This is a genomic window from Marinifilum sp. (assembly GCF_965230805.1).
Taxonomy (GTDB): domain Bacteria; phylum Bacteroidota; class Bacteroidia; order Bacteroidales; family Marinifilaceae; genus Marinifilum.
In genome coordinates this window covers 154,586-181,019 of the sequence record NZ_OZ246019.1, presented here as the reverse complement: position 1 = coordinate 181,019, position 26,434 = coordinate 154,586, and the positions used below count along the sequence as shown (strand labels likewise).

The 26,434-nt window shown below is 35.9% G+C and carries 18 protein-coding genes and 1 pseudogene; 9 read left to right on the top strand and 10 right to left on the bottom strand.

What is annotated here, in order from left to right; all coding sequences use genetic code 11:
• Positions 1-31: 31 nt before the first annotated feature.
• The 5 genes from ACO05S_RS00670 (at position 32) to ACO05S_RS00650 (ending at position 8,400) form a co-directional block, all read left to right on the top strand.
• A complete protein-coding gene (locus ACO05S_RS00670) occupies positions 32-1,240 on the top strand; it encodes an acetate/propionate family kinase (RefSeq protein WP_421919626.1) in 1,209 nt (402 codons plus the stop codon).
• Between the two features lie 781 nt (positions 1,241-2,021).
• Entirely contained in the window at positions 2,022-5,063 is a 3,042-nt protein-coding gene (locus tag ACO05S_RS00665) for a sensor histidine kinase (protein WP_421919625.1), read from the top strand.
• A gap of 228 nt (positions 5,064-5,291) precedes the next feature.
• Positions 5,292-6,197: a phosphate acyltransferase gene (locus ACO05S_RS00660; protein WP_421919624.1), complete on the top strand. Its 906-nt coding sequence runs from the start codon at positions 5,292-5,294 to the stop codon at positions 6,195-6,197.
• A 57-nt stretch (positions 6,198-6,254) separates the two neighbouring features.
• Positions 6,255-7,166, top strand: a complete 912-nt coding sequence (locus tag ACO05S_RS00655; RefSeq protein ID WP_421919623.1) for a phosphate acyltransferase — start codon at positions 6,255-6,257, stop codon at positions 7,164-7,166.
• A 94-nt stretch (positions 7,167-7,260) separates the two neighbouring features.
• Positions 7,261-8,400 carry a twitch domain-containing radical SAM protein gene (locus ACO05S_RS00650; RefSeq protein WP_421919622.1) on the top strand — a complete coding sequence of 380 codons (1,140 nt, stop codon included), beginning with the start codon at positions 7,261-7,263 and terminating at the stop codon, positions 8,398-8,400.
• A gap of 101 nt (positions 8,401-8,501) precedes the next feature.
• Here the strand turns inward: ACO05S_RS00650 and ACO05S_RS00645 are convergent, their stop codons facing one another.
• Positions 8,502-9,830, bottom strand: a complete 1,329-nt coding sequence (locus ACO05S_RS00645) for an IS5 family transposase (protein ID WP_421919621.1) — start codon at positions 9,828-9,830, stop codon at positions 8,502-8,504.
• A gap of 327 nt (positions 9,831-10,157) precedes the next feature.
• Here ACO05S_RS00645 and ACO05S_RS00640 point away from each other — a divergent pair, with 327 nt between their 5' ends.
• Positions 10,158-10,448, top strand: coding sequence for a hypothetical protein (locus ACO05S_RS00640; RefSeq protein WP_421919620.1), 291 nt, complete (start codon positions 10,158-10,160; stop codon positions 10,446-10,448).
• A 706-nt stretch (positions 10,449-11,154) separates the two neighbouring features.
• Here the strand turns inward: ACO05S_RS00640 and ACO05S_RS00635 are convergent.
• Positions 11,155-11,790, bottom strand: a complete 636-nt coding sequence (locus ACO05S_RS00635; protein ID WP_421919619.1) for a hypothetical protein — start codon at positions 11,788-11,790, stop codon at positions 11,155-11,157.
• A 732-nt stretch (positions 11,791-12,522) separates the two neighbouring features.
• Between ACO05S_RS00635 and ltrA the strand changes: the two genes are divergently transcribed.
• Complete coding sequence (gene ltrA, locus ACO05S_RS00630; protein WP_421919618.1) at positions 12,523-13,839, top strand: group II intron reverse transcriptase/maturase; 1,317 nt, start codon at positions 12,523-12,525, stop codon at positions 13,837-13,839.
• 59 nt (positions 13,840-13,898) lie between these two features.
• Here ltrA and ACO05S_RS00625 read toward each other — a convergent pair whose 3' ends face one another.
• The 3 genes from ACO05S_RS00625 to ACO05S_RS00615 form a co-directional block, all read right to left on the bottom strand.
• Positions 13,899-14,519, bottom strand: a complete 621-nt coding sequence (locus ACO05S_RS00625; RefSeq protein WP_421919617.1) for a hypothetical protein — start codon at positions 14,517-14,519, stop codon at positions 13,899-13,901.
• Complete coding sequence (locus tag ACO05S_RS00620; RefSeq protein WP_421919616.1) at positions 14,494-15,042, bottom strand: hypothetical protein; 549 nt, start codon at positions 15,040-15,042, stop codon at positions 14,494-14,496. Before ACO05S_RS00620 ends, ACO05S_RS00625 begins: the two co-directional genes overlap by 26 nt.
• Positions 15,043-15,876: 834 nt before the next feature.
• On the bottom strand, positions 15,877-16,506 hold the full coding sequence (locus tag ACO05S_RS00615; protein ID WP_421919615.1) for a hypothetical protein: 630 nt from the start codon (positions 16,504-16,506) through the stop codon (positions 15,877-15,879).
• Between the two features lie 285 nt (positions 16,507-16,791).
• Between ACO05S_RS00615 and ACO05S_RS00610 the strand changes: the two genes are divergently transcribed.
• Positions 16,792-18,318 (top strand): IS1182 family transposase, encoded by a 1,527-nt coding sequence (locus ACO05S_RS00610; RefSeq protein ID WP_421919614.1) that lies wholly within the window; start codon positions 16,792-16,794, stop codon positions 18,316-18,318.
• A gap of 97 nt (positions 18,319-18,415) precedes the next feature.
• Here ACO05S_RS00610 and ACO05S_RS00605 read toward each other — a convergent pair whose 3' ends face one another.
• From ACO05S_RS00605 to ACO05S_RS00585, 5 genes and pseudogenes are all read right to left on the bottom strand, one after another.
• Positions 18,416-19,318, bottom strand: a complete 903-nt coding sequence (locus ACO05S_RS00605) for a hypothetical protein (RefSeq protein WP_421919613.1) — start codon at positions 19,316-19,318, stop codon at positions 18,416-18,418.
• Positions 19,319-20,818: 1,500 nt separating this feature from the next.
• Positions 20,819-21,660, bottom strand: a pseudogene (lgt, locus tag ACO05S_RS00600) (prolipoprotein diacylglyceryl transferase).
• A 393-nt stretch (positions 21,661-22,053) separates the two neighbouring features.
• Positions 22,054-23,085: a tRNA dihydrouridine synthase gene (locus tag ACO05S_RS00595; protein ID WP_421919612.1), complete on the bottom strand. Its 1,032-nt coding sequence runs from the start codon at positions 23,083-23,085 to the stop codon at positions 22,054-22,056.
• Between the two features lie 54 nt (positions 23,086-23,139).
• Complete coding sequence (locus ACO05S_RS00590; protein WP_421919611.1) at positions 23,140-23,673, bottom strand: GNAT family N-acetyltransferase; 534 nt, start codon at positions 23,671-23,673, stop codon at positions 23,140-23,142.
• 42 nt (positions 23,674-23,715) lie between these two features.
• Positions 23,716-24,759 (bottom strand): rhodanese-related sulfurtransferase, encoded by a 1,044-nt coding sequence (locus ACO05S_RS00585; RefSeq protein WP_421919610.1) that lies wholly within the window; start codon positions 24,757-24,759, stop codon positions 23,716-23,718.
• Between the two features lie 274 nt (positions 24,760-25,033).
• On the opposite strand from ACO05S_RS00585, the gene ACO05S_RS00580 reads away from it, so the two are divergent.
• On the top strand, positions 25,034-26,080 hold the full coding sequence (locus ACO05S_RS00580) for an NAD(P)/FAD-dependent oxidoreductase (protein WP_421919609.1): 1,047 nt from the start codon (positions 25,034-25,036) through the stop codon (positions 26,078-26,080).
• The last annotated feature ends 354 nt before the right edge of the window (positions 26,081-26,434 follow it).

Sequence of the window (26,434 nt, the reverse complement as noted above, 5' to 3'; positions counted from 1 at the left end):
AAAATCCAAACTAAAAAATAAACAAAATCAAATGAACGTTCTAGTTTTTAATTGTGGTAGCTCTTCTTTAAAGTATCAGTTGTTGAATATGGGTGAAGAAGCTACATTGTTGGCAAAAGGTCTTGTAGAGAGAATTGGTTTAAAAGAAGGAGTATTGACTCACAAGCCGGAAGAAAAAGATAAATTTGAGTTGGTGCAGGATATTCCTAATCATAGCGTAGGTATTGATTTGGTTCTTAAAGCTTTGGTGAATCCGGAGTATGGTGTTATTTCTGATCTAAAAGAAATTAATGCGGCAGGTCACCGTGTAGCTCATGGTGGTGAGTTTTTTAAAGACAGTGCATTAATCGACGAAAAAGCTAAAGAAAACATTGCAGCTTGTTGTGAATTGGCTCCGCTTCATAACCCAGCTAACCTTGAAGGAATCCTTTCCATGGAAAAATTACTTCCAGGTTTACCGCAAGTTGCAGTATTCGATACATCATTCCACCAAACTCTTCCTGCCGAAGCATTTATGTATGGCTTACCATACGAATGCTACGATAAATATAGAGTTCGCAAATATGGTTTTCACGGAACAAGCCACAAGTATGTTGCAAACAAAGCTTGTGAATTCTTGGGATGGAACATTAGCGACAAGAAAATTGTTAGCTGTCATTTAGGAAATGGTGCTTCTGTTTGTGCTATCGATGGTGGTAAATCAGTTGAAACTTCGATGGGATTTACTCCAAATGAAGGACTATTAATGGGGACTCGTACAGGTAACCTTGATTTAGGTGCACTTCTTTACATTGCAGAGAAGAAAAATCTTTCTATCGATGAGACAAATAAGTTAATTAACAAACAATCAGGTTTGGCAGGTATTTCAGGAATTTCTTCTGACATGAGGGATCTTGAAATTGCTGCTGAAGGTGGAAATGAAAGAGCTCAATTGGCATTGGATATGTTCGCATACCGTGTAAAGAGATTTGTAGGTTCTTATTCAGCTTCGATGGGTGGTGTTGATTTGGTGCTGTTTACTGGTGGTATTGGAGAAAATGATTCAGTTTCTCGTGAGAAAATTATTAAAGATTTTGGCTATTTAGGTCTTGATTTCGATGCAGAAAAAAACAATGGCTTAAGAGGCAAAGATGCTTTAATCTCTAAAGAAGGATCAAAAGTAACAGCAATGGTTGTTACTACTAACGAAGAGCTGGTAATTGCTTCAGATACTCAGAGAATTTTAAGTGGATTAAATTAATTCATTCATAAACAATATTTCAAAGTCTGGTCAATAGCCAGGCTTTTTTTGTTTAGAATAAAGCAGATATTCTAGTATTAACGTGAGTTCGAGGTAAAATTCGTTCACAGTTTGCACTGATTTTGAGTAGAAATTTTCTCAAATTTTCGAAGGAATATCGGGATATTTCAAGAAGATTTGAGGAAATTTATGCCGAAAGCAGGCAAACACATAATGGAAAGTTCTCTTTACGACATCTTCACATTAAAAATTCCTCAAAATAGCTCGCTATTCTTTCCAAATTTTTAATGCAAATCTATCGCAAATATAACTTTCTGTGGATAGAATTTTACGTCGAACTCACGTTAGTATTAGCAAAAGATCAATCTCATTCTTTTGTCCTTTTGAGTTTAATTCTTCATAAAAAATAGATGTCATAAAAAGTCAGATTTATTCAAAATTTGCTTGATAAACTATCGAATTATTCCGATGTTCCATGGAAAATTTGAGATCGACTCTACTCAAAATCAGTGCAAACTGTGAAAATATTTTAAATCGAACCTGGGTTATTATCTTATTGGTTCATAATAGGAATAATTCTTATCTGGCCAATAAATTTTATATAAAACAAGTCTAGATTAATTGAAAGAGGTTTGTAATGGTAAATGACTGGAATTTCAATATAAATAGCACTATTGATTGGATTAATAGTTTTTTTGGTGTATTTTTTGAAACAAATATATAGTTATATCGTTAAGAAGGTTGACCGCTCATTTTCATGAGGTTTTATTAAAATTGCATTATGACCAAACTACTATATTTACATAAGTGTACTCTTTTGGTGTTTTTCCTTATTATTGCTGCAAATACTTTAGCACAGAGAACTGATTTCCTGATTCACGAACACAGTAAAAAGAATAATCTAAGTAACGAACTTGTAAAATCAACCTGTCAGGATTCTATCGGAATTCACTATTTTGCTACTGATGGAGGGGTATACTCTCTAGTAAACGACAATTTTAACTTGTATCAACTACCAGAAGGAAAATCGAGATACTTTAAGAAATTACTTAAATTAAGTAGCGGAAAATTGTTGGCCATATCTGATGATGCGATCTATAATATTGATCCTTCCTTAGAATCTAATAATATTGAATTGATCATAGAATGCAATTCGGATCTATCGGCTCCCAGGTATCCAAAGCATGCTTTTGAGGATAGTAAAAAAAGGATTTGGATTACAGACTTCAATCATATTTACAGATTAAATAATGGTACGTTGGAAAAGTATTCAATGAGTTCTAGAAACCTTACCAGTTCTTATGCAAGGTCTTTTCAGTTTTTGGAATGCGACAATGGAAAACTTATTGTTGTATCGCAAAAAGGGTGGTTCTATAATTACGATTCCAAAACCAACTCATTTGTTGAATCAAATTACCAACTTGGTTTATTGGTTCATTCTTCATTTAAAATCGGACCCAATGAATTTTTACTGGGAACATCAAATGGAATAGAAAAAATAATATTCGATTTTAAAGGGCAAGTAGTTCATACCGAAATAATCTCAAAGGATATTTTGGCTTCATGCTTCGAAAAAATAGACGAGAATAGAGTACTAGCAGGAACCTGGTTTCAGGGATTAGTAGAGGTAGAATTAAATGAAGAGCATAAATTCTACCATGTTGGAGGATTTCCATATTATACGATTAACGATATATTTCAGGATGATTATGGGAAATACTGGGTTTCTACGAACACTGGTGTTATTGTAATGGAAAAGAAATTCTTTAGTTCACAATTTCTAAAACCCAATGCGGAATATGTTGCCAGTATGGTAAGAACTCCTTGTGGAGGGTTACTGTGTGCTGGCAGAAGCCATTTGTTTAAAATAGTAAAGGAAAATCAGATTGAGAATATTGACATCTCATTTGAAGGATCATTAAATGTTTTCAAACAATATGGCGAGTATACCTTAATTGGTACAGAGCAAGGTCAGTTACTGTTGTATTTAAAAAATGAGTTGCTTAAAAGCATACAAATTGGCTCTCAAAGTATTACTCATATAGAGTTTGAATCCTTGGGTACAGTTTGGGTTGTTTCGGATAAAGAGTTGTTTAAGGTTAACTTGGAGGATGGTACCAAAAAAAGTTATATAGAAGATTTTGACAAGTATAAAATTGCACAGTCTTTATGTATGACCAAAAAAGGAACTTTATATATTGGTGGAGAATATAAGCATTCCTATCTGTTTAGGTATGATAGAGAATCTGATAAATGTGTGAATATAAACCAAAAAATACCAGCTAATGGGCTAAATGATATTTGGGTTCGTGACCTTGAATCAATTGAAGATACAATATTCATAGCTAGTTCTGTGGGATTGTATAAGTATTACGATTCAAAAGTTGAATTAGTTGATTTGGGTGAATACAGTAATAATGAGATTAGTGCGATTGAAATTGATCAGTATAATTCGATATGGATTACAACCAGCAAAGGTGTTATTCGAAAACGAAAGGAAGATATCTCTCTTTTCAATTCTGATCAAGGCCTGCCATCCAAAACGTTTACTATAGGTAACTTACTGATTGATGACAATGGATTTTTATGGGTGGGTACATCTAATGGATTGGCTTACGCCCGGATTAAGAATTCTATTCCAAGAACACCTAAACCAATTGTTCATATCGCTAAAGAAGAATCACAATTTATAAAGCCTAATCGATTTCTTGAAGTAAATACCGGATCAATGCTGTTGTTAGATGTTACAGCAACAATTTATCCGCAAAAGCAAAATAAATTTCAATATTGTATTGTTAAGGGAAGTAAAAAAATAACAGATTGGAAAGAATTATCAAATAAAAACCAAGTGATTGTATCGGATATGCCACCTGGGGATTATAAGGTGTGTATTCGTTGTAAGCATGAGGGAAATTATGCTTGGAGCGAGCATCGAATTATTCCGCTAAGGGTTAATCAGGTGTGGTATTTGCGCTGGTATACCTTGCTATCAGCTCTAATTGTGATTTTGTTGATTGTTTATTTTTCGAGTGAGTACAGTAAGCAAAGAGCCCAAAAGTACATGATCGAGTTAGAAAAACAAGTCTCCGAAAGAACGGTTCAGTTGCAGGATGCAAACCAAAATTTGTTAATGGCTAATAAGGCGAAAGATAGATTCTTATCGATAATTGGCCATGATTTAAGAAATCCGTTTAATGCCATTCGAGGATTCTCGAATATGCTACTGCATGATGCCGAAATGTTATCGGAAAAAGAGAAAATTGAGCTTACCGAAATGATATACAAGAGCTCTGATGATACTTTTAAACTACTGGAAAGTTTATTGGAATGGGCCAATGTTCAAAAAGGAAATTTGAAGCTTAACAGAGAAGAGTTTAACTTGGCAGAAGTAATGCAATCAAATCTTGAGCTGCATAGGAATTTGGCTTCGTTAAAAGATGTCAGGGTTGAAGGGAATTTTAAAGATCTACAAGTGAATGCCGACAAAGCAATGATTGATACCATTATTAGAAACTTATTGTCGAATGCGATTAAATATTCATATGCAAACCAAACCATTTTATTACGAGCAACTCAAAAAGAAGACTATGCTGTTGTTCAGGTTAAAGATGAGGGGATTGGCATGACCGAGAATCAAGTGAACCAGCTGTTTAAAATTGACACAGTGCTTACTAGTGAAGGAACATCAAATGAAACAGGTACTGGTTTTGGTTTATTGTTGAGCAAAGAGTTTGTTGAAATGAATGGTGGACAGATTCGTGTGAGCAGTGTGAAAGGAAAAGGCACCTCTTTTTATTTCTCAATTCCATTAAAGAAAGCATAAATTCAGCAGTTAGTTATCAGCTGAGAATATATATTGTACGATTGTAAGTTGATTTATCATTTGCTACTTCTAAAATATCATATTGTAATAATAAATCTAATATTTGTAGTTAATCGTAAGTTTTATCCTTGGGCTTGAATGTGATTCGTTATTATTTCATATTTTTGCCTTACAACTATATCATCCGAGATTTATTCCCGAAAAACAACACTAAAACATACAAAGAAGATGATTACACGTTTAGAGCAAATTATTGACGTTCTTAAAAACAATGAAAAAAAGCGCTTGGTTGCCGCATATGCCAATGATGCTCACACAATTGAAGCCGTAAACAATGCAGTAGAAAAAGGTATTGTTGAAGCAACATTGGTGGGGGACAAAGAAACCGTTGAGAAAACTTGCGAAGCGCTCAATATAGACATTGCCAAATTTATTATTGTTCATGAGCCAATTGAGTTGAAAGCTGCACAGAAAGCAGTAGAATTAATTCGCAGTGGTGAAGGGGATATGATCATGAAAGGTTTGGTAAGTACTGACAAGTATATGAAGGCTATCTTAAATAAAGAAACTGGTTTAATGCCACCAAAAGCTGTTTTGAGTCATGTAACAGTGATGGAAAATCCTAACTACCATAAGTTATTGGTGTGTAGTGATGTGGCAGTTATTCCCCAACCAGACTTGATCCAAAAAATTGCCTTAACAAACTATGTAATAAAGGTAGCCAGAGCTCTTGATATCAATACTCCAAAAGTAGCCTTGGTTGCCGCTTCAGAGCAGGTTCTTCCTAAAATGGAAGCTTGTGTTGATGCTTCAATAATTTCTAAAATGGCTGATCGGGGTCAGATTAAAAATGCTTATGTTGATGGGCCTTTGGCTATTGATGTTGCTATCGATAAAGAATCCGCAGAGATAAAGAAACTGGATTCAAAAGTTGCTGGTGATGCCGACTGTTTGGTTTTTCCAAATATTGATGCGGGTAACGTATTCTATAAAACAAATACAAAATTGGCCAATGCCGAATTGGCTGCAATGGTTGTTGGAGCAAAATGTCCGGCAATTCTGTCATCACGTGGTGATAGTGTTAAAACCAAATTGTATTCTATTGCATTGGCTGCTTTGGTGGCTTCAAAATAATATATTCATCTTAGAGGTGCGCAGTCGTGCGTCTCTATTCATAAAAATTCAAAATACATGTGCGCAATTCGTTCCCTTGACCAAATGGTCTATCATCTCCGCGAAAGCGGAAAGAAAAAGAAAATTGCTGTTGCTTACGCACAAGATACAAATACAATAGGAGCAATTGCCAAGGCAATAAATGAAGGCTTTGTTGAAGCTGTAATGATTGGCGATCAGGATGAAATTCGATCGAAAGCCGAAGCCGAAGGAATCAACCCTGAAATCTTTACCATTGTTCACATTTTAAATGATGTAGAGGCTACAGCCGAGGCGGTGCGAATGGCACGAGAAGATGAGGCGGATGTTGTGATGAAAGGCTTGGTTGGAACAGATAAATTCCTGAAAGCAGTTTTAAACAAGGAAAAAGGTTTGCTGCCTCCGAAAGCTGTAATGAGCTATGTGTGTGCATTGGATTTACCAAAATATGACAAGCTTTTGTTCGTATCAGATACCGCAGTATTGCCTTATCCTGATTTGAATCAGAAGATTGCTATGGTAAATTATTCAGTGAAAATGGCCAGGAAATTTGGTATCGAAAAACCCAAAGTTGCCTTGATTTCGGCTACCGAGAAACCTAATCCTACTTTTCAGGGATCGGTTGATGATTCAATCATCTGCAAAATGGCTGATCGTGGTCAGATCAAAGACTGTATTGTTGATGGGCCTTTAGATGTATTCCTTGCTTGTGATCCGGCTTCGGTTGAAATCAAAGGCATTCCAACTCCAATTAATGGCGAAGCAGATTGTTTGATTTTTCCATCCTTGGAGGCTTGCAACTCTTTCTACAAAGGATTGATGCTATTTGGAGGTGGCGAATTGGGAGGTTTAATTCAAGGAACAAGCAAGCCAGTAGTTGTGATGTCGAGAAGCGAGAGTGAGAAATCGAAATTTTACTGTATTGCCTTATCAGTTTTAATGGCAGACTAAAGCCAATTGATTAGTATCAATTACTAAAATATAGAGAGGTGCATGAGTACCTCTTTTTTAAGTTTGTTTAGTTTGTGGTTCAAATCATTTTAACATGTTAAAACAAAAACCATACTGCTTAATGCCTTGGCTGCATTACCACGTAGGAAATACCGGAAAAGTAAAAGCTTGTTGCCTAGCCAATATCCCTTACGGGGATTGTAATATGCAATCATTCGATGAAATTTGGAATGGAGAAGTCATCAATCAAATTCGTAATAATTTCTTAAAAGGTGAAGCGGATAATCGGTGTGGTGTCTGCAAGAGATTGGAAGAAGCAGGAGGAAAAAGCATTCGACAAGAAACCTATGAGAAATTTGGGAGTTACTATAACGAGAATCAAGACCAACTACCCTTATACTTTGACATTCGCTTCTCGAACGCTTGCAATTTTGCTTGTCGAACCTGTTGGCACGGAGCAAGTTCGGCATGGTTTTCCGAAGCCAAACAACTGAAACGAAACTTGGGTAATGTAGCCTTGATGCAAAATATTACAGATTTTGATCGCTTTATTGCAGAAACCGGACAGGCATTATTACAAGCTAAAGAAATTTACTTTGCCGGAGGTGAGCCATTGGTCACCAAAGAGCATTATTTGCTTTTGGATTGGTTGTTAGAGAACAATGCCAACCAAATGCGTTTGCGCTACAATACCAATTTCTCGATTCTTAAATTCGGAGAATATGATGTGCTTGAATACTGGAAACATTTTTATGAAGTGGATATTTTAGCAAGTATAGATGCTCATGTAAAGTTGGGGGAATACATTCGTAAAGGATTCGATTGGCAGCAGTTTCAGAAGAACAGAGATGCTATTCGTTCATTACAGCACGTTCGCTTTGTAATTTCCCCCACCATATCGGTTTTATCCATAAAAAACCTGCCTGAACTCTACAGAATTTGCTTATTGGAACAGATTATTAAAGCTGATGGACTTTACATTAATATGCTCGATAGGCCGCTGTATTACAACAGCAAGATTCTACCAGTAGCAAAAAAGCAGGAAGTTGTTGCCGAATATCAAAAATTCTACGATTGGGCAGAAAAGAAGCAAATCCCAACATCTGTAATTGATCAATTTAAAGAGTGCGAGCGCTATATGCTGAGCGAAAATCTTTCGAGATATTGGCCTCAGTTTTTGAAAGAAACACAATTGATAGATGAGTTGAGGGGGGAAGACCTTAATCAATTATGAATATATTGTACCAATTATAAGCCAAAAGTTTCGATGTGTACCCTGTTAAAGTTTCAAGTTGTGTAATTGATTTGACAATTTTTTTATCTAGTCGATCCTTACTAAGTCAATTTATAAATTAATTTTTCTGGGATTTTGTACTTACTTCCCAGAAAAATTAATGTCCAAAGAATCTGCTCTTTGATTCTTCGCAGTAATCCTTTGAAGTTATATCCTGCAGCAGCCAAGTTTGCATTAACAGAGTTACCAACAATTCCTTTCAGATAATTTCTGATCATTCGGTTACCATGTTTTGTATGTCCAATTACAGGTTCAACAGCAGCTCTGGATCTGCACTTCTTACGCATTGTGTCTTTTGAATAATGCTGCCTTGAAGAAGGTGGTCTTGGCGTTACAATACAGGTGCCACGTACCATCTTTTTTCCTTTGTAACCTCGATCCACAATAGCATTTTTAAACTTTATCTTACTTATCTTCTCAATATTTTCCAATGCAGGTTCAAGTGTTGATGTGTCATTGGGATTACCATTAAAATTTTTGATGCCAACTATAATATTTACTCCCGGCACTACAGCGAAAGATACTTTTGATCCAAATTCAAACTTTTTATGAGCTTTTCCTTTTGCTATGCAAGCCGTTTCGGGTTCATGTAAACTGTAAATTTTGTTCTTGTCATTTCTCTTTTGAACTACAATTTTGTTACAATTCTTTAGAATCTCCTGGTATTGTTTCAAAGCATCTTCACTGAGTTTTCGTTCCAGTTCCCGAACCAATCGTCCTGCTATAGTTCGCAATTTTCGTAGCGCAGCTGTTGCTTCTTTCTTACGTTTTGGATGATGAGCAAAGCGTTGTTTTAGCAACAGTTTTTTCATTGTTCTTTTGTAATTCTGACGTTGATCAATTCCCTGCTCTTTGGCAATTTTGTTGCATCGTTTAATCACTTTTATCAGTAGTTTGGCATCCGTTGGATAGCTTATGTTTTTTTCCTGGGCTGTTGTGTCTATCAGAACGTCATTGGTACTTCTGATTTCATCTTTTCTGGTGTGAATAGATACTTCCAATATTTTTTCTGCTCCCTCTTCTCCGATACGTTTTCGAAAATGAACCATGTCTGAAGGATCACATGGTGGTTCCCATTGAAACTCTGCTTCTCCACAAAAGTACTGGTAATATGGATTTTGAACCCATTGTACCATAACCGTTTCATCACCTAAATTATAGATCCTTTTTAGTAACAACAGACCAACCATGGTGCGTATTGGAATACCTGGTTGACCTGTATGTGAATACAATGGACTAAAGCTATCTTCAAAATATTGCCAATCAATACGCTTTGATAAAATTATCAGTTCATGATTAGGGTTAATAATATCTTTTAGAATAGGGCGGAATAAGTTCCGTTGATTCTGATTAGGTAATGTTCCTTTCATTATTTCTGCAAGATTTTTACCCAATTTACTAATAACCTTGCAATTAAACTATTCTTAAAACAAAGGTTATTCGCAATTAAATGCTGATTATCAATAATATGGGACATTCTTAAGGATCAACTATCTAAAAACAAGCACAGAAAGAATTAGAAGTTAAGACCTGAGGGTCTCAATCGAAATTACTCTTTAATACACAAATCTGATTTAATTTCCAGACAGTAAAGACTTCATTAATTCATTAATAATGTGAGTTGTATCATTGCTTAAGATGTGTGTTTTTTTAGTGTCTTAATGTGATGATACGCAAGAGTTTTGAAGGTTTCTTTCATGGATTTCTCTCAGATACCAGAATTGAGACAAGAGCCAATTTTGTGGAGATTATTAACAACCCATCAGATAAATGATGTATCTAAAGCATTAGAGTGTTTGGATGAATTGAAGAGTTGTAAAGTTCCGGAAATTGAATCCTCACAACTTGAAACAGGAGCGACTCTGAAAAAACTGCTTGTCATGAGTTTGCAAGTTGCATTGAAAATATTGACTTTAAAACTATCTACGAATATTGAACATGAGATAAAAGCTGAAGAGATTGAATTTTTGAAAATATTAATGGTTTAGCTGGAAGGTAAAATCGAAAAACAGAAAAATCCATTGCATGGAGTGCATGGGGAATCGCTCGTTTAAGTGAATGGAGTGGTTACAAATTTCATGACCCTCCTGGTTACATAACTATTAAAAATGGTCTGGATATACTTCAAAATAAATTTGATGGATATCTCATGAGCCTCTGCAATTAATCAAACCATAAAAGATGTGTATAAAGAGTAGACTTAAAGAGAGAGCACATAGAGGAATCATTAGCCCTAGCGGTTGGCGGTATAAAATCGTTGCGCTTTTTGAAACACAAACTTATCAAACCGCTAAGCCACTCGTTAAATGTTATTGCGCTCAAATATAGCACTATCCGCGCAATGTTTTATGACCGCTTGCGTGTGCCCCGCATGAGCAAGAGCACACTTATCTTGTAAGCTGTTGAAAAAGCTAAAATAAGCAAATATTTAGTTGAACGAGCTAACAATAAGAATTCTATTTTTCCCTACCAAGCCTATGCATGGTCTCGTTCTCGAATGGGAGGTTGGGCAATTGCTCGAAGTCCAATACTTGGAACTACAATTACTCTTGATCGATTGAAGAAGCGTGGCTACGAATCAATGCTTGACATTTACAAGAAAATTTCCCCACAACTTAACGAACCGCTGTATACGAGACCCGTACGTACAGTGGTGTGAGAGGTTCTCCGCTAGGCTAATGGCCTAGCGGCTGCCTACTCGATTGGTGGCTGGGCTTTTAATCTTCTTATTGTAATATTTTCATGAACCCATTTTGCTTCTTCGTCTGGAGTCACGTTATCTAATGTGCTATCTATTCTACTAAAAGTTGCATTAGGGAAATCAAATGGTTTGCTGTCATCAAAATATGGTCCAACAACACCAACGCACCAACCATCCTTTGCTGCCCAATGAGGTTCATTAACTTTGTATTTAAAAACTTCATAATGAACACAATCATTCTGCCCATTTAGGTCAAAAGTTACTCTTTTCATATATTCAATCTCATCAGGGCAGGCGTCTAGTTCTGTCGGAAATTCTAACCAATTAGCTAAATTACTTTCAGCAGCATTTATGATGGTATATAAGTCTTTAGGAAAAAGGTCTGTTTTGTCGTAGTCATTTAGTAACTGGTAAGTTGCTTCTCTTGTCAAAATGTTTTTTGCGAAAGGAAAAACATCTTCGTTTGTTAATGTTTCTTCATTCTCAAGTTTATCATATAAATCTTTGACCCTCTCAAATCTTAATGCGTTTATTTTTCTGTTCTGAAGTTTAACGACTATGAGTCTATAAATAAGAAAAGTCACTACTGCTAGAATAGCTATGCCAATTATTATAAAGACAATTTTCATTTGTTAATCGAATTTTAGTTTACCTATTTGTACGGTATTTTTTGCCTTGCCACCAACGGTCACTTGTATGTGGTCGGGCGGGATTTTCGATATAAATCCTGTCAGACCCGCAGGAAAGTGGGCGCAAGGTCTGACTTGTCAGACCGCCAAGCACCCCGCCTGCCATATACAATTTGTGTGTGCCCTGCATGAGCAAGAGCACACTTATTTGTAAGCTCTTGAAAAAGTTTAAATATGCAAATATTTAGTCAAAAGAGCTAACAATAAGTATGTTAATTTTCCAGAGGGTGTAAGTCCCTTATGTGCCGAGGTGACTCTGGGAAGCATTAGTAAGTCGCAAGGTGGTTTACCGTGAGGTATGCACTGAAGGAAGCGAGACTACAAAATCCGGTACTGACGAACAGGAACCTGATATGAGGCTATGAGGTTGGATAAGGCAGCACATCATGTCGACGTCCTAACTCTTTTTTAGAGAAACACCAAAGTAGTAGATCAGGCAGGAATTGGAGGAAGGAAAATGCTCTTACCGGGGGATATCTCAGGAACTACGGGTTAGTTGTACTGAGAAGTCAGCAGATACCATATTAGCTATTGGTAACGAGCCATGAATAGAAACCATGGAGGTCTCACAAAATAGTGAAGGGTTGAACGTTAAGTTGTTCCAAATGTTGCAAGGAAGCTTTCTTATGATTCTAGCCTTGCATTAAGCGGAACAGGGAAAAAGTAATTAAAATGATTGAGCAAATACTAACAGGCAAGAACTTATTACGAGCCATGTACGGGGTTCAAAAGAACCACGGTTCTGCAGGTGTTGATCATATGCCTGTAACCAAACTTACAGACCTCATGTCGATTAATCGGGATGAGCTGACTGAAAAGGTTCGTACAGGAAAGTATTTGCCCCATGCGATTTTAGGTGTGGAGATTCCAAAAGGGAACGGAAAGATGCGCTTATTGGGTATTCCGACCGTAACCGATCGTTTGCTTCAGCAAGCGGTATTGCAGATAATCACGGCAAAATTCGAGTTTGAATTCTCAGACAATAGTTTTGGATTTCGACCAAAGCGAAGTCTGCATCAGGCAGTCATGAAAGCACAGGGATATATTAACGATGGCTTTCAGCATATTGTAGATATCGACCTGCAAACTTTCTTTGATGAAGTGGATCACTGCTACCTATTGCAGTTACTTTATCGAAAGATAAAATGCAGAGAAACAATGCGCCTGATTCGTAAATGGCTGCGAGCCCTGATTTTAATTGAAGGCAAACTGGTCAAACGAAGAAAAGGAGTACCACAAGGTAGTCCACTAAGTCCTCTTTTGTCCAATATCATTTTGCATGAACTGGACAGAGAACTGGAACTCCAGAACTTACGCTTTGTACGCTATGCGGATGATTTTAGCATTTATTTTAAAACAAAATCGCAAGCCCGACAAGTTGGGAATTCGATTTACAAGTTTTTAAGAGACAAGCTAAAATTAAAAATCAACAGGGAAAAGAGTGGAATTCGCCGACCAGTTCACTTCATCCTTTTAGGGTTTGGCTTTGTACCAACCTACAAGAAAGGGGAACGAGGCAAATATCAATTGGTAGTTTCCAAAAAGAGTTGGAAAAACTTAAAGCAAAAGCTAAAAACCATCACCCGCAAAACGACTCCTATGAGTTTTGAAGAACGTATTCAAAAACTTGCTGAGGTTCAAAGAGGTTGGGTAAACAACTTCCGAATGGCTAGTATGCTGGTTAAACTTCAAGATGTTGATGGATGGGTTCGTAACAGGCTCAGATATTGTATCTGGCATCATTGGAAAAAGCCTGAACGAAAAAGGAAAAACCTGATTCGTTTAGGAGTAGAACAGGGTCAAGCCTATGCATGGTCTCGTTCTCGAATGGGAGGTTGGGCAATTGCTCAAAGTCCAATACTTGGAACTACAATAACCCTTGATCGATTGAAGAAGCGTGGCTACGAATCAATGCTTGACATTTACAAGAAAATTTCCCCACAACTTAACGAACCGCTATATACGAGACCCGTGTGTACAGTGGTGTGAGAGGTTCTCCGCTAGGCTAATGGCCTAGCGGCTGCCTACTCGATTGTGCTTTCGTGCTTTTATTGAACCTCAAATTCATTACCATTTTCCTCAACAAATTTAATTATCCCATAGCCCTTTGCATAATAAACAGTCTTTATATCATTAGGTGTATTCGTATTCTTAAAATCTATCATCAAAACCTCACTATCAAATTTATTATCTATCAAAGTACCATTGATAATTTCTATGTTTGCATTATTTTCTCTACAATTGCCCTTAACAAAATCATATGTAGTTGACTTATGTCCTACTGATTTTGTGTCCGTTACAGTTAGTTTTAAGTAAAAGCCATCTTCTGACAATCCTGAACCATGTATATCAACCATAAAATGCAAAGGGGAAAGAGATGTGTTATATTGAATCGTAAAATAGAAGCTACCATAAACATTTCCACAATCATCCTCAACAATATCATCCCATTTATGCTGATGGCGTGAGCTGATAGTTAAAGTTTGACTAATTTCATTTTTATCAACTATAATCTGATTGCCAATACTATCATTCACATACCATTCTTTAGTTATAGCACTTTGCCTATCTAATTCTTTAATATCTAAGCAAGGTTCGTTTACACAACCATAGATAAGTATTGAAATCGTGAATAAAACTATACTACTCGTTAATTGAAAATTTTTCATTATTTGTCATTAGGATTTGGATTATACCATATTCTTTGTTGTACAAAATCTCTTTGGGTAAAATAGTCAATGTGTCAGCAACAAAGGATTCGCTGAAATATATATTATGATACTTTTTCCCATTTACTGTGAGTGTATCAAAGTCTGGCTCAGGGGATATATTTAAATAAAAATTATTGCTATTAATTGAAATAGTCATAAGTGGATTGTATTCTTTAGGAACCATTTCTAAATTAACATATAGCTCTGGTGTATTACTAAACAATTCAACTTTCAAGGATTCATATGTTGAATAATTTTCACCGCAATGATGGACTTTAGTCCTTTCCATTCTCACATGTCTATTTGATACAGTAACATCAAATTCATAGCCATTGGAGTGAATAAACCCTATCGTTTCACTATTTTGATATGGAATGCATTCTTTCTCTATTTCAGTCAGAAGGTATCTATTTACTTCCACTCCTTCTTTACAACAAGAACTTAAAAGAACGAGTAATAATACTGTTATACATTTATTCATTGTATGTCTGTTTTTGCATGAAGCACAACGGATGGCGGTATGAAACGTTGCGCATTTTGAAACACAAACTTATCAGCCCGCTAAACCGTTGATTAAATGTTATTTCGTTCAAATATATCACTATCCGCGCAATATTTTATGACCGCGTGTGTGTGCCCTGCATGAGCAAGAGCACACTTATTTGTAAGCTCTTGAAAAAGTTTAAATATGCAAATATTTAGTCAAAAGAGCTAACAATAAGTATGTTAATTTTCCAGAGGGTGTAAGTCCCTTATGTGCCGAGGTGACTCTGGGAAGCATTAGTAAGTCGCAAGGTGGTTTACCGTGAGGTATGCACTGAAGGAAGCGAGACTACAAAATCCGGTACTGACGAACAGGAACCTGATATGAGGCTATGAGGTTGGATAAGGCAGCACATCATGTCGACGTCCTAACTCTTTTTTAGAGAAACACCAAAGTAGTAGATCAGGCAGGAATTGGAGGAAGGAAAATGCTCTTACCAGGGGAGATCTTGTCAACCACGAGTTGGTTATGACAAGAAGTCAGCAGAAGCCATAGTAGTTACGGGAAATGAGCCACAAATAGAAACTGTGGAGGTCTCACAAAGTAGCGAAGGGCTGAACGTTAGGTTGTCTTAAATTCAATAAGGAAGCTCTCATTTATTTGAGTCTAGCCTTATTCTAAAATCGGGCAAAGGTGTTGTTGGTGTAAAGAGCGATGACACTGATACCTAACGAACCGCCGTATACGAGACCCGTACGTACGGTGGTGTGAGAGGTGTACCAGTGGGCTGTTAGCTCACTGGCCATCTACTCGATTGTGTGCTGGCATTGTTTAAATCTCAACTAATCCATTAAGAAATTCCTCTATGTCATCCAGATAATTATTAAATAAGTTTTCACCCGTATAGGTTAATAATTGAATCGTCCCATTTGAATTTGAATAATAATAACCATAATAAGTGAATCTCATACCTTGAATTGTTCCTGCCATTTGCATCATTAAAACTTGAATTCCATTTACGTTTCTATATTCTTCCTTTATAACATTAATGTCAGGTGCTGCACTTTTTGCATTTTCAATCGCAATACCTTTCAAGGTTTCAATTGGAATCTGCATTTTCTCAGAAATCAACATTGCATATAAATCATCCCCTTTCTTCTGAAATTGGAATTCAAAAGCATCATTTTCTGTACCTTTCGTAAAATTCCAGCTTTTAGGATTAATCCAAATCCCCACATTTAGTTTTTTGCTCTTAACTAAAAATGTTGACTTTTTTCCTTTCGAAAATTCCTTTTCATTTACTGGAATAGCAACATTATTAATAATACTATCATTTAGGTATTTCCATGTGCCGTCATTATACAAAATCACTTCATCTCCTGTGTCAGTTATGGCATTAATTTGGGCATTTAATAATTGTACTGTGATTAATATTAATCCAGTTAAAATCGTTTTTCTCATGATTCTTATTATTTTTCTAATTAGTTTTTATTTATCAATTCCTAATCTAGTCTAGTCGGCTCTCCTGCTTGTACACAACGGTTTTGCTAAAATTAGAGGGTGATTTTCAACTACCGCCTTATCAAAACCGTACTGCGTTTGTTATTTTATTACATTATCTAGTTGGGCGTCACCGCCCTTTAATTTTAATTTTTGTGCCTGTTGCACAACTCTTGATAACTTGTTAATAAAACTAACAATAATAACTTTACTTAGCAATGATAATAGCTTAACTTGTAAATAAAAATGCAAGGAAAGAAACTTTACCAAGAGAAGTTATTTTCCAGCTTTCAACTCTCCGGAAGAGTTCCTGAAAATAATTTCTATCGAAGATTAAGATCCGTTTTAGATTTATCCTTTTTATACAAAAAGACTCAAGCTTACTACGGGAAATGTGGACAGAAGAGCATTGATCCTGTTGTTTTTTATAAACTCTGTTTAGTTGGGTATTTAGAAAATATCATAAGTGACAGACAGTTAATTGAACACTGCTCCATGCGATTGGATATCCTATTTTTCTTAGGATTTGATATCGATGAGCAATTGCCATGGCACAGTACTTTAAGCAGAACAAGACAACTGTTTCCCGAAAAGATATTTGAAGAGGTTTTTACTCATATTTTAAGCATGTGTGTAGACAAGGGAATGGTTGCAGGTCATACTCAGGCCATGGATTCAGCACCAATAAAAGCCAATGCCAGCATGGATAGTTTGGAACTGAAAGTTCCTGAAGAACAGCTGGAGGCTTATCTTCAAAAAGCTCGCTACCAGAGTAGAGAAGACAGGAAGCCTAAAAAGAATAAGGCTTCTCGCAATCAGCAAATCATTACAGCCGATAAAAGAGAATTGCAGGAAATAAAATCCCGCAATCGTAATTGGCAAAAGAATCAGGATCAACGTCCGGGAGCTGCCAACAAAGGAGCCAAGTATACCAGTAACAAAACCCATTACAGCCCAACCGATCCCGATGCAAGAATCAGCGTAAAACCTGGCAAAGCCAGAAAGCTGAATTATCTAAATAATATCAGTGTTGATACTGCCAATCATGTGATCACCGATGTAAAAGCCTACCATGCTGATAAAAAAGACAATCAATACTTGCAGGATGCCACAAAGCGTTTAAAGCGAAGACTTAAAAATCAAGGCTTGTTGTGGACAACCCTTCTTGCCGATGCCGGTTACAGTAGCGGAGAAAACTATGCTTTTCTGGAAAAGGAAAACATTATCAGCTACATTCCTCCACACGGAACTTACAAGGGAGGACCCGAAGGATTTACCTTCTGCAAAGAGGAAAACTACTGGATTTGTCCCATGGGAAAGAAAGTTACTTTTCGAAAAACAAAAATGGTAACCAACTCTCTTCAGAATCATTATCTGACCAAACGAAGCGATTGCAAAAACTGTCCTATCAAGAAGAAATGCCTGGGCAAAAGCCATGAAAAACGTATCGCAATAACTGTGTATGTAGAACAGTATAAACGCAACAACAAAAGAGTGCAGAGCAAGTTCGGCAGATACATGAAAGGCAAACGGCAATCTACAGTCGAGCCTGTATTCGGAACCTTAACACAATTTATGGGACTTCGAAAAATCAACACTATAGGAATTGCCCAGGCCAATAAGGTAATGCACATGTCTGCAACAGCCTATAACCTTAAAAAACTAATGAAATTTATGAATAAAACAGCTGAAACAATGACAAATCAGGCCATTGTTCTGTTTCATTCCCTGAAGAAGTGTATTGGCTTAATTAGAGTTAATTTAAGCACTTAATAATTTAAAGCACAAGCTAAAAACACAGAAAAAACAAAGCCTTAAAAGCTTGCAAATCCGCATACTTTTATGGCTTTTATCTTATTTTTTAGAAATATTACTTGGTTGTGCAACGGTTACTATTGTTAGCAACTGCCATTTCTTTCTTAATTCTATTAATAATGCCATCAACATCTTCACCATCAAAAACAGACTCGTCAATAAGATTTAAGTACATGTCAATAGTAAGGACATTATTTATAATCACTTTTTTTGTCTGATTAAGAATGGTCAAGAATTCTTCTGGAGTCAATGGTAATCGTTTAGCTACTATCAAATCTAATAAATTTGTTATGCTAAAATAAGAATCTGTTCTTTCCTTAATGTAAAATAATGTCTTAAAGAAATCACAGGACTCTTTTAAGTCAGTTTGAAAAACAACCTTGATTAATTCAATATTTCTAACCGATTCTTCTATTTCCTCAATTGGAACTTTAGTATATGCTAAATGCTTAATCGTTTCTGCTCTTTCAATTCCACCCAATGCGTTATATTGCGTATCTACTTTTGATATTCTCTGTAATTTCTTGTAAGTGTTTTTAAAATTATTCAAATCAATATATGAAGCAGCAGCTGTAAGTTCAGTCTCAACTTTCATTGCAAGTCGAATTGAAGTAAGGAAAAAGATAATAATATTAACAGCAACATAAAATCCAATAAATAATCTTGATGTATATGTGTCCCATTTTATTGTAAAAATTGTCAAAACTCCCAACATAAATGAAAGGAGTGTCTCCGCATAATTTTTATTTCGTGTGTAAATTAAAATTGAAACGAAAGATATCAAGATACAAAGTCCAAAAGTCATTCTTTGTTCTGACTTTGTGAACATTATAAGACCATAAGTGATTATTGCCATAAATGTTAGAAATATCACAGGATGCTGCCTAATCAGTCTTCCTAAAACATTTTTAAATGCAACAATTACTTGTTTTAAACTTTTTCCAATTCCTTCTGCCATTCTTGTATCTTTTTGGTTGTTGCTAACTATTAATTTGTGCACTGGTGCACTTATTTTTCTTATCTCAGAGTAAAAAGGTGCACAATACACGCCATATTGGTATGTATTGTGCACTTATTTTTGATTCACGATTCCAAATCTAAGAATTATAATCAATATTATCACGATTCAACAGGCAACAATTCGCATTGGGTTTGTTGAATATGGATCAATGCCATTTTGATGCATCAAAATAAACATATCATACCTTTAGGTCTGGATGGTTTGCAACAGTATGGCAATTGAAAACAGAACAAAAAAGCATTGTCGGAGAAAATGACTGTAGAAATTCTCTAGGCACATTGTTCAAAAGACAACGCCCTATGAAATTCCCTAGGGGCGTTGTTCAAAAGACAATGCCCTATGAAATTCTCTAGGGGCGTTGTTCAAAAGACAATGCCCTATGAAATTCTCTAGGCGCATTGTTCAAAAGACAACGCCCTATGAAATTCCCTAGAGCCATTGTTCGAAAGGAAAAAGGGCTTTTAAATCTTTTAGGGCTTTGACTTTTGAGAAAAGCGGTTTTTGAATTTAAAAAAGCGGATTGTCACTTAAACAATGTCTGTATGAATTTTAAAATGGCCATTGTCACTTGAACAATGGCCATTTTGAATTTAATTTTGGCATTGTCAGTCGATCAAAGTGCGTTTTTAAATTCAAAAGGCCTTTTTCCTTTCGATCAACGCTCCTAGAGAATTTTAATATGCCATTGTTAATCGATCAAGGCAGTTAATAAATTTGTTAGACAGATTAGTTTCTAAAACAGACAAGCTTTGAGTCCTTGTTGTATCCCTTAGTGGTAAATTATTGATACCCTCAACTTAGAGTGAGAGCATCAAAACAGAAATGAATCATTAGCAAACAAGCTTTGTGAGCCTTGTTGAGTTCCTTCCTTATTCCTGAGTGGTAAATTATTTCTTTGTGCTTTTTAAAGCCAGAGCATCAAAAATCCTATCATATTCCTTGTTGGTATATTTCTTTGTGCTTTTAATATTGATACCCTCAACTTAGAGAGCATCAAAAACAAATGAATCATTAGCAAAAAAGCTTTGTGTTCCTTGGTGAGATCCTTCCTTATTCCTTAGTGGTAAATTTTTCTTTGTGCTTTTTAAAGACAGAGCATCAAAAATCCTATCATATTCCTTGTTGGTATATTTCTTTGTGCTTTTAATATTGATACCCTCAACTTAAAGAGAGAGCATCAAAAACGGGATATCAAAACAGAAATGAATCATTAGCAAACAAGCTTTGTGTCCCTTGCTTTTGTGAGTACAATATAGTAAGTGTTTGAAAAATTTAAATATGCTAATATTTGCTGAAATGAGCTAACAGGAGGTGAGTATTTTTTGGTGATGAAAGTTACTTGTTGGCAAGTTGGCGAAACTCCTTGCAAAGCAATAGGCTAGGTTAATGACCATGAGCTCTTGCTTGCTTGTGTAAAACCTCCAAAAATCATAGGAATTATATTTTTGGATTTATGCTTTGCCTGGTCTTCAATCGTCCGTAAATTATGAATCCGATTCCTACAGCAATATAAGGTAAACTTAAAAGTTGTCCCATATTAAAAGTCAAACCATCTTCAAATTCTACCTGATTTTCCTTGACAAATTCAATTAGAAATCTTGCTGTGAAAAACAAAATTGTTGCGATTCCAAAGAGGAGACCATTTTTGAGTCGATCACGCATTTTATTGTAAAAAAATATCATAATCGAAAAATTAGAAAATAGGAGATTGCCTCATACAATTGAGCAGGATGTCTTGGAACATGATCAACTTGTTCAAAAATCACACCCCAAGCCTTTGAAGTCGGCATTCCAATAATCTCAGAGTTCATAAAGTTTCCTAGTCGAATTGCACCCAAGCTTATGCCTGCTACAACAGCAATCAAATCAAGTGTATCAATCATCGAATGTTTTGTTTTGCGCGAGTATATGTATAAGGCAATTAGTACACCCAGCACACCGCCATGACTGGCTAATCCTTGATATCCTGTAAACTCAATTCCACCTTCGGCAGGAAAAGAAAATGGCAGAATCATTTCCATAGGATGAGATAAGTAATACGATGGCTCATAAAATAAGCAATGTCCCAACCTTGCTCCGATTAAAATACCAATTATGCCGTAAGTGGCTAATTTCTCCAAATTCTCCGATGGGATGTTTTCTTTTTTGAATATCAATCCTAAGAGGTAGATGCTTGCAATCAATCCACCCACAAAGAGAAGACCATAATATCTTAATGAGAATCCGAAAATATTAATGATCTCCGGATTAGGGTTCCAGTTAATATAGTTAAAAATCATAGCTTAATTTTTTTGTTCGCAGTTTCGTTATTGTTTTGCTCTAAATCGATGCCACATACTTTTGATGCTGATTTCTGAAGGCATTCCAATTCAATAAGGCAGAAGCGTGAAACGAGAATTTGCGCTTAGCAAGCTACTAAAGTTTACCTATAATGCAAATAGTTTTATGTATTGGTGTTCAATCTGCGATTTCAATGAATTTATTGTCTGATTACAGCAGATTTATTACGCATTTAAGATCCTCGAGCTAATGGGTACAATCACATCTGTTTATAATTTCCATTTTATTGCCAGATGTAAGCCGCAAGATCAAAATAATCATTATCGTGTATGTTTAAGTAATTATTTTAACCATACTCGTTTCATTTTTTGATATAAGTCTGGCAGATGCTTTTAATCGGGAAATGTATTTTGTTGAGACATATGCGACAATTCACTGTTCTGCACAAATAGTCTCACTGCATTATACACTTCATCTGCATTGCTTGTGTTCATTAAATTGTTGCGAAGGCTCGAAGCTCCTCTAAATTCATTGGTGTAGATTTTAAAGAATCTACGCAAAATGGCAAAGTTCTTCGAATTGCCCCAGGTTTTGTCAAACAAGCGAGTGTGTTCCTGAAGCAAAGCGAGCTTTTCTTCCATAGCCATGTTGGTTTTATCGGGCTGAAAGAACCATGGATTTTTAAAAATACCCCGACCAATCATCACACCATCAACGCCGTACTTCTTGCATTTATCCAATCCTTCTTGGTACGAATCCACATCGCCATTGCCAATGATTTTAATCTGTGGAGCCAATTCATTTCGCAATTGTACTGCTTTCGCAATTTCGTTCCAGTCTGCCAATCCTTCCGACATTTGTTTTTGAATCCTGCCATGAATGGTAAATGCATCGATAGGTGTTGTTAACAAATGAGAAATCCACGATTCGGTTACCACCTGCTTAAAGCCAATTCGTGTTTTAACGCTCAAAGGTAAGTTGGTGGACTCTTTGGTGGCCAATATAATTTCTTTGGCAAGATTGGGCTGATCGATCAAAGCAGAACAGCAGCCATTTTTCACAACATTCTTTACCGGGCATCCCATATTAATATCAATACCATCGAAATCAGTCTCGTTGGTAATGTATTGTGCGGTTTTGTAATATTTTTCAGGATCTTTACCCCAAATCTGGGCAATGAGCTTCACATTTTTTTCTTTCAGAAGTTTTTTTTCCGATTCGTTAATCTGTAAGCGATGTTTTACCTTGCCGCGACCAACAGGATGGCACATGCCTTCTACCGAAGTAAACTCTGAAAACAAAAGATGTAATTTATTGGTTTCAGAGCTTTGCAATATCAACTCACGAAAGGATGTATCTGTAACATCCTCCATAGGAGCCAACGAGAAATTAGGTGTTTGTATGTTGTGCCAAAAATTGGACATTCTGTTCTGCTTTGTTTTATGAGGTGTTGTTTTACGTCGAACTCACGTTATTTACTAATGAAATAATCGTTCGAAAAAAATCACATCATCCTTGGTTTTACTCTCTTTCGAGATGGAAAATCCTGTTTTCTCCATCACTTTTATGGAAGCAATGTTATTTCGTTCAACACCACCAGAAAGAGAATTGACATGACCATTCTTTTCGCACCAATTTACCAATCCGTTAATCAGTTCCGTTCCAAAACCTTTATTCCAAGCCGATTCAGCCAAAAGATATCCAAATCGCAAATCGATTGTTTGGTTTTTTGACTCAGACTCATAAAGAAAAATGAAGCCTGCTAGAGTATGGTTTGATTCAAGATAAACCGATAAAAAACTGCTTTCACTAGCCCTGTCAAATATCCACTTGTTTGCTTTTGCAACAGTGTTTATTTTTTTCCATTCATTAGGTAATGATTTGGTCACTTTTGGTGTTAATATTCTGATTACTTTTTTTGCAAAATCCATTCGATCTGCAGCTTCATCATTCTTATAAAGCCAGTCTTTTACGAAAAGCCTTTCTGTATTAAATTCACAATTTTGATTCATCTTACAAGTATAAGCTTACTAATCGGAATTTACGAATTGATTCTAGTCTTTTGCAATATCTTTTAGCTTAGGTCTTATTCGTTGTCTGTAAATTTGGCTTTTGCTGTATTTATCTTGAAATTTTTCACGCAGTTTTACCCTTTCTTCTTTTGGTAGTTCTATAATCTCTTTGCACTCATCGCAACAGCAACCACTATATTTTTCGCGGCATTCGTCGCATTGAATAAATAGCAAATGACAATCGTCGTTGGCACAATTGGTATGCGTATCGCAAGGCTTGCCACATTGATGACACTTGGCAATTACTTCGTTGTTAATGCTTTCTCCCAAGCGTTCATCAAACACAAAATTCTTTCCCTTGAATTTCGATTTTAAACCCAGTTGTTTGATTTTTTGTGCATAAGCAATAATACCACCATGCAGTTGGTTAACATCTTCGAAACCATGATGTTTTAAATAAGCACTGGCTTTTTCGCAACGAACTCCACCAGTACAGTACAATAAAAACTTCTTGTCCTTATCTTTTGCAAAGTCTTTAACCACCATGTCGATTTCTTCGCGGAAGGTATCAACATCCGGGCACACCGCATTTTCGAAATGACCAACCTCACTTTCGTAATGATTGCGCATATCAATAACAATATTGTTTGGATTGCTTAGTTCATCATGAAACTCAACAGGAGAGAGGTGTTTGCCCACATTGGTTGTATCGAAAGCATTATCGTCTAAACCATCGGCCACAATTTTAGAACGTACCTTTATTGTAAGTTTATAGAATGATTTGCCATCATCCTCAACTGCCCATTTAATTGGCATTTCGGCAAGCTCTTTTCTACTATTCATATCTTCAAAAAAGGAATCCAAATTGTGCTCAGGCACACTCATTTGAGCATTAATTCCTTCTTTGGCAATGTAAATTCGACCTTTACAATTTAAATCAAACCATTTCTTAAATAATTCATCTCTGTATTCCTGTGGATTTTCAAAATCCACATATCTATAAAATGAAATGGTTTTGCGCTGAAAGTTTTCGGCTTCCATTTCCTTTATTAGTACTTCTTTGCTTAGCTTATTGTACAGTTGCATGTTTTAAATGTCAAGTATTCCAGCTTTAAATGCCCAAGCTCATGCTTATTAAACTAATTAAGTGCTCTGTAGTTTGTGTTTTGGGATTTGAAGCTTTGTTTTATTGCTATTTAGAATAAATAAATATTGCAAAAATAGTTCATTTGGATAAATCACAAAGCAAATGCGAATAAAAAAGGAGTTTTGAGTCTTTATTTAATCGAAAATGTTTAGGTTTATTGATGAATTCATTATTTTATCGACTTATTACACCCAAAGTAATTCACACTTTAAGATGAACAAACAGTTTTTAATCGTTGGACAAGGAATAGCTGGTTCTTTGCTTGCATATAACATGTATAAGACTGGAATAAACTTTAAAATCATATCAAGTCTTGAACTTAGAAAGGCTTCGGATATTGCTGCGGGTTTGTTCAATCCAATTGTATTTAAACGATTAACAAAGAGTTGGATGGTGGATGATTGTTTGCCGGTAATGTTTGATACGTATAGGGAACTGGAGAAATTGCTTGGACATAAATTTGTGTATGAGAAGAACATTATAAAACCACTTACCGAGCAAGAAAAACAAATGTGGCAGGAGCGGAGAGGGGAAGATAATTTAGCCAATTACATTGCTGATATCGGTATAAATAATGTGGGCAAAGGAATTAAGGGAGAGTATTCCTATGGCAAGATTACAAATTCGGGATATGTTGACGTGCCAAAGTTGTTGAAGAAGCTTCGAAAGTTTTTCAAGAAGGAAGGTTTAATAATCGATTCCTATTTTGATTATAAAGATTTGGGATTTATCGATGATCAGATATCATGGCATGGTCTTATGGCCCAAACAATCGTGTTTTGCGAAGGATACAGAGCAGTTGATAATCCATATTTTGGTGATTTGGGCTTTAGGCCTACCAAAGGTGAGTTGCTTGAGATATACTGCGAAGGTTTACAGGAAGAATATATCCTGAACAAAAACATGTTTGTAATGCCTGTTGGTGATCATCGCTTTAAAGTAGGTGCTACCTACGATTGGGATAAGTTGAATGAAGAAGTAACAGAAGAGGCAAAAAGCAATTTGTTAAGCAAATTAGAGGAGTTAATTGATTTGCCGTACAAGGTTCTTAACCAATGGGCAGGAGTTCGCCCAACGGTATCAGATCGACGACCCATATTAGGCATACATCCATTACATGAGCGCATTGCCATTTTTAATGGTTTAGGCACGAAAGGGGTAATGCTGGCTCCTTATTTTGCCCGCGAAATGTCAAGATTTTTATCGGTAAGTGATTATCCTTTATCAGAAGAAATTGATATTAAGAGATTCTTAAAATAACGTGAGTTCGACGTAAAATTCGTTCACAGTTTGATCTGATTTTGAGTAGAAATTTTCTCAAATTTTCGAAGGAATATCGGGATATTTCAAGAAGATTTGAGGAAATTTATGCCGAAAGCAGGCAAACACATAATGGAAAGTTCTCTTTACGACATTTTCACATTAAAAATTCCTCAAAATAGCCCGCTATTCTTTCCAAATTTTTAATGCAAATCTATCCCAAATATAACTTTCTATGGATAGAATTTTACGTCGAACTCACGTTAAAATAATTAGGAGTGTAGGAGCTTGTTGTATGCTTTGTAACTAAAAAGAAACATTTAGGCTATTAAGGCGTAAATAAAAAACAATCGA

Coding starts and splice junctions, on each gene's coding strand:
- ACO05S_RS00660 (WP_421919624.1), top strand. CDS start 5,292: ATGATTACACGTTTAGAGCAAATTATTGACGTTCTTAAAAACAATGAA.
- ACO05S_RS00645 (WP_421919621.1), bottom strand. CDS start 9,830: ATGAAAGGAACATTACCTAATCAGAATCAACGGAACTTATTCCGCCCT.
- ACO05S_RS00670 (WP_421919626.1), top strand. CDS start 32: ATGAACGTTCTAGTTTTTAATTGTGGTAGCTCTTCTTTAAAGTATCAG.
- ACO05S_RS00655 (WP_421919623.1), top strand. CDS start 6,255: ATGTGCGCAATTCGTTCCCTTGACCAAATGGTCTATCATCTCCGCGAA.
- ACO05S_RS00615 (WP_421919615.1), bottom strand. CDS start 16,506: ATGAGAAAAACGATTTTAACTGGATTAATATTAATCACAGTACAATTA.
- ACO05S_RS00580 (WP_421919609.1), top strand. CDS start 25,034: ATGAACAAACAGTTTTTAATCGTTGGACAAGGAATAGCTGGTTCTTTG.
- ACO05S_RS00650 (WP_421919622.1), top strand. CDS start 7,261: ATGTTAAAACAAAAACCATACTGCTTAATGCCTTGGCTGCATTACCAC.
- ACO05S_RS00635 (WP_421919619.1), bottom strand. CDS start 11,790: ATGAAAATTGTCTTTATAATAATTGGCATAGCTATTCTAGCAGTAGTG.
- ACO05S_RS00610 (WP_421919614.1), top strand. CDS start 16,792: ATGCAAGGAAAGAAACTTTACCAAGAGAAGTTATTTTCCAGCTTTCAA.
- ACO05S_RS00620 (WP_421919616.1), bottom strand. CDS start 15,042: ATGAATAAATGTATAACAGTATTATTACTCGTTCTTTTAAGTTCTTGT.
- ACO05S_RS00595 (WP_421919612.1), bottom strand. CDS start 23,085: ATGTCCAATTTTTGGCACAACATACAAACACCTAATTTCTCGTTGGCT.
- ACO05S_RS00590 (WP_421919611.1), bottom strand. CDS start 23,673: ATGAATCAAAATTGTGAATTTAATACAGAAAGGCTTTTCGTAAAAGAC.
- ACO05S_RS00640 (WP_421919620.1), top strand. CDS start 10,158: ATGGATTTCTCTCAGATACCAGAATTGAGACAAGAGCCAATTTTGTGG.
- ACO05S_RS00585 (WP_421919610.1), bottom strand. CDS start 24,759: ATGCAACTGTACAATAAGCTAAGCAAAGAAGTACTAATAAAGGAAATG.
- ACO05S_RS00665 (WP_421919625.1), top strand. CDS start 2,022: ATGACCAAACTACTATATTTACATAAGTGTACTCTTTTGGTGTTTTTC.
- ltrA (WP_421919618.1), top strand. CDS start 12,523: ATGATTGAGCAAATACTAACAGGCAAGAACTTATTACGAGCCATGTAC.
- ACO05S_RS00605 (WP_421919613.1), bottom strand. CDS start 19,318: ATGGCAGAAGGAATTGGAAAAAGTTTAAAACAAGTAATTGTTGCATTT.
- ACO05S_RS00625 (WP_421919617.1), bottom strand. CDS start 14,519: ATGAAAAATTTTCAATTAACGAGTAGTATAGTTTTATTCACGATTTCA.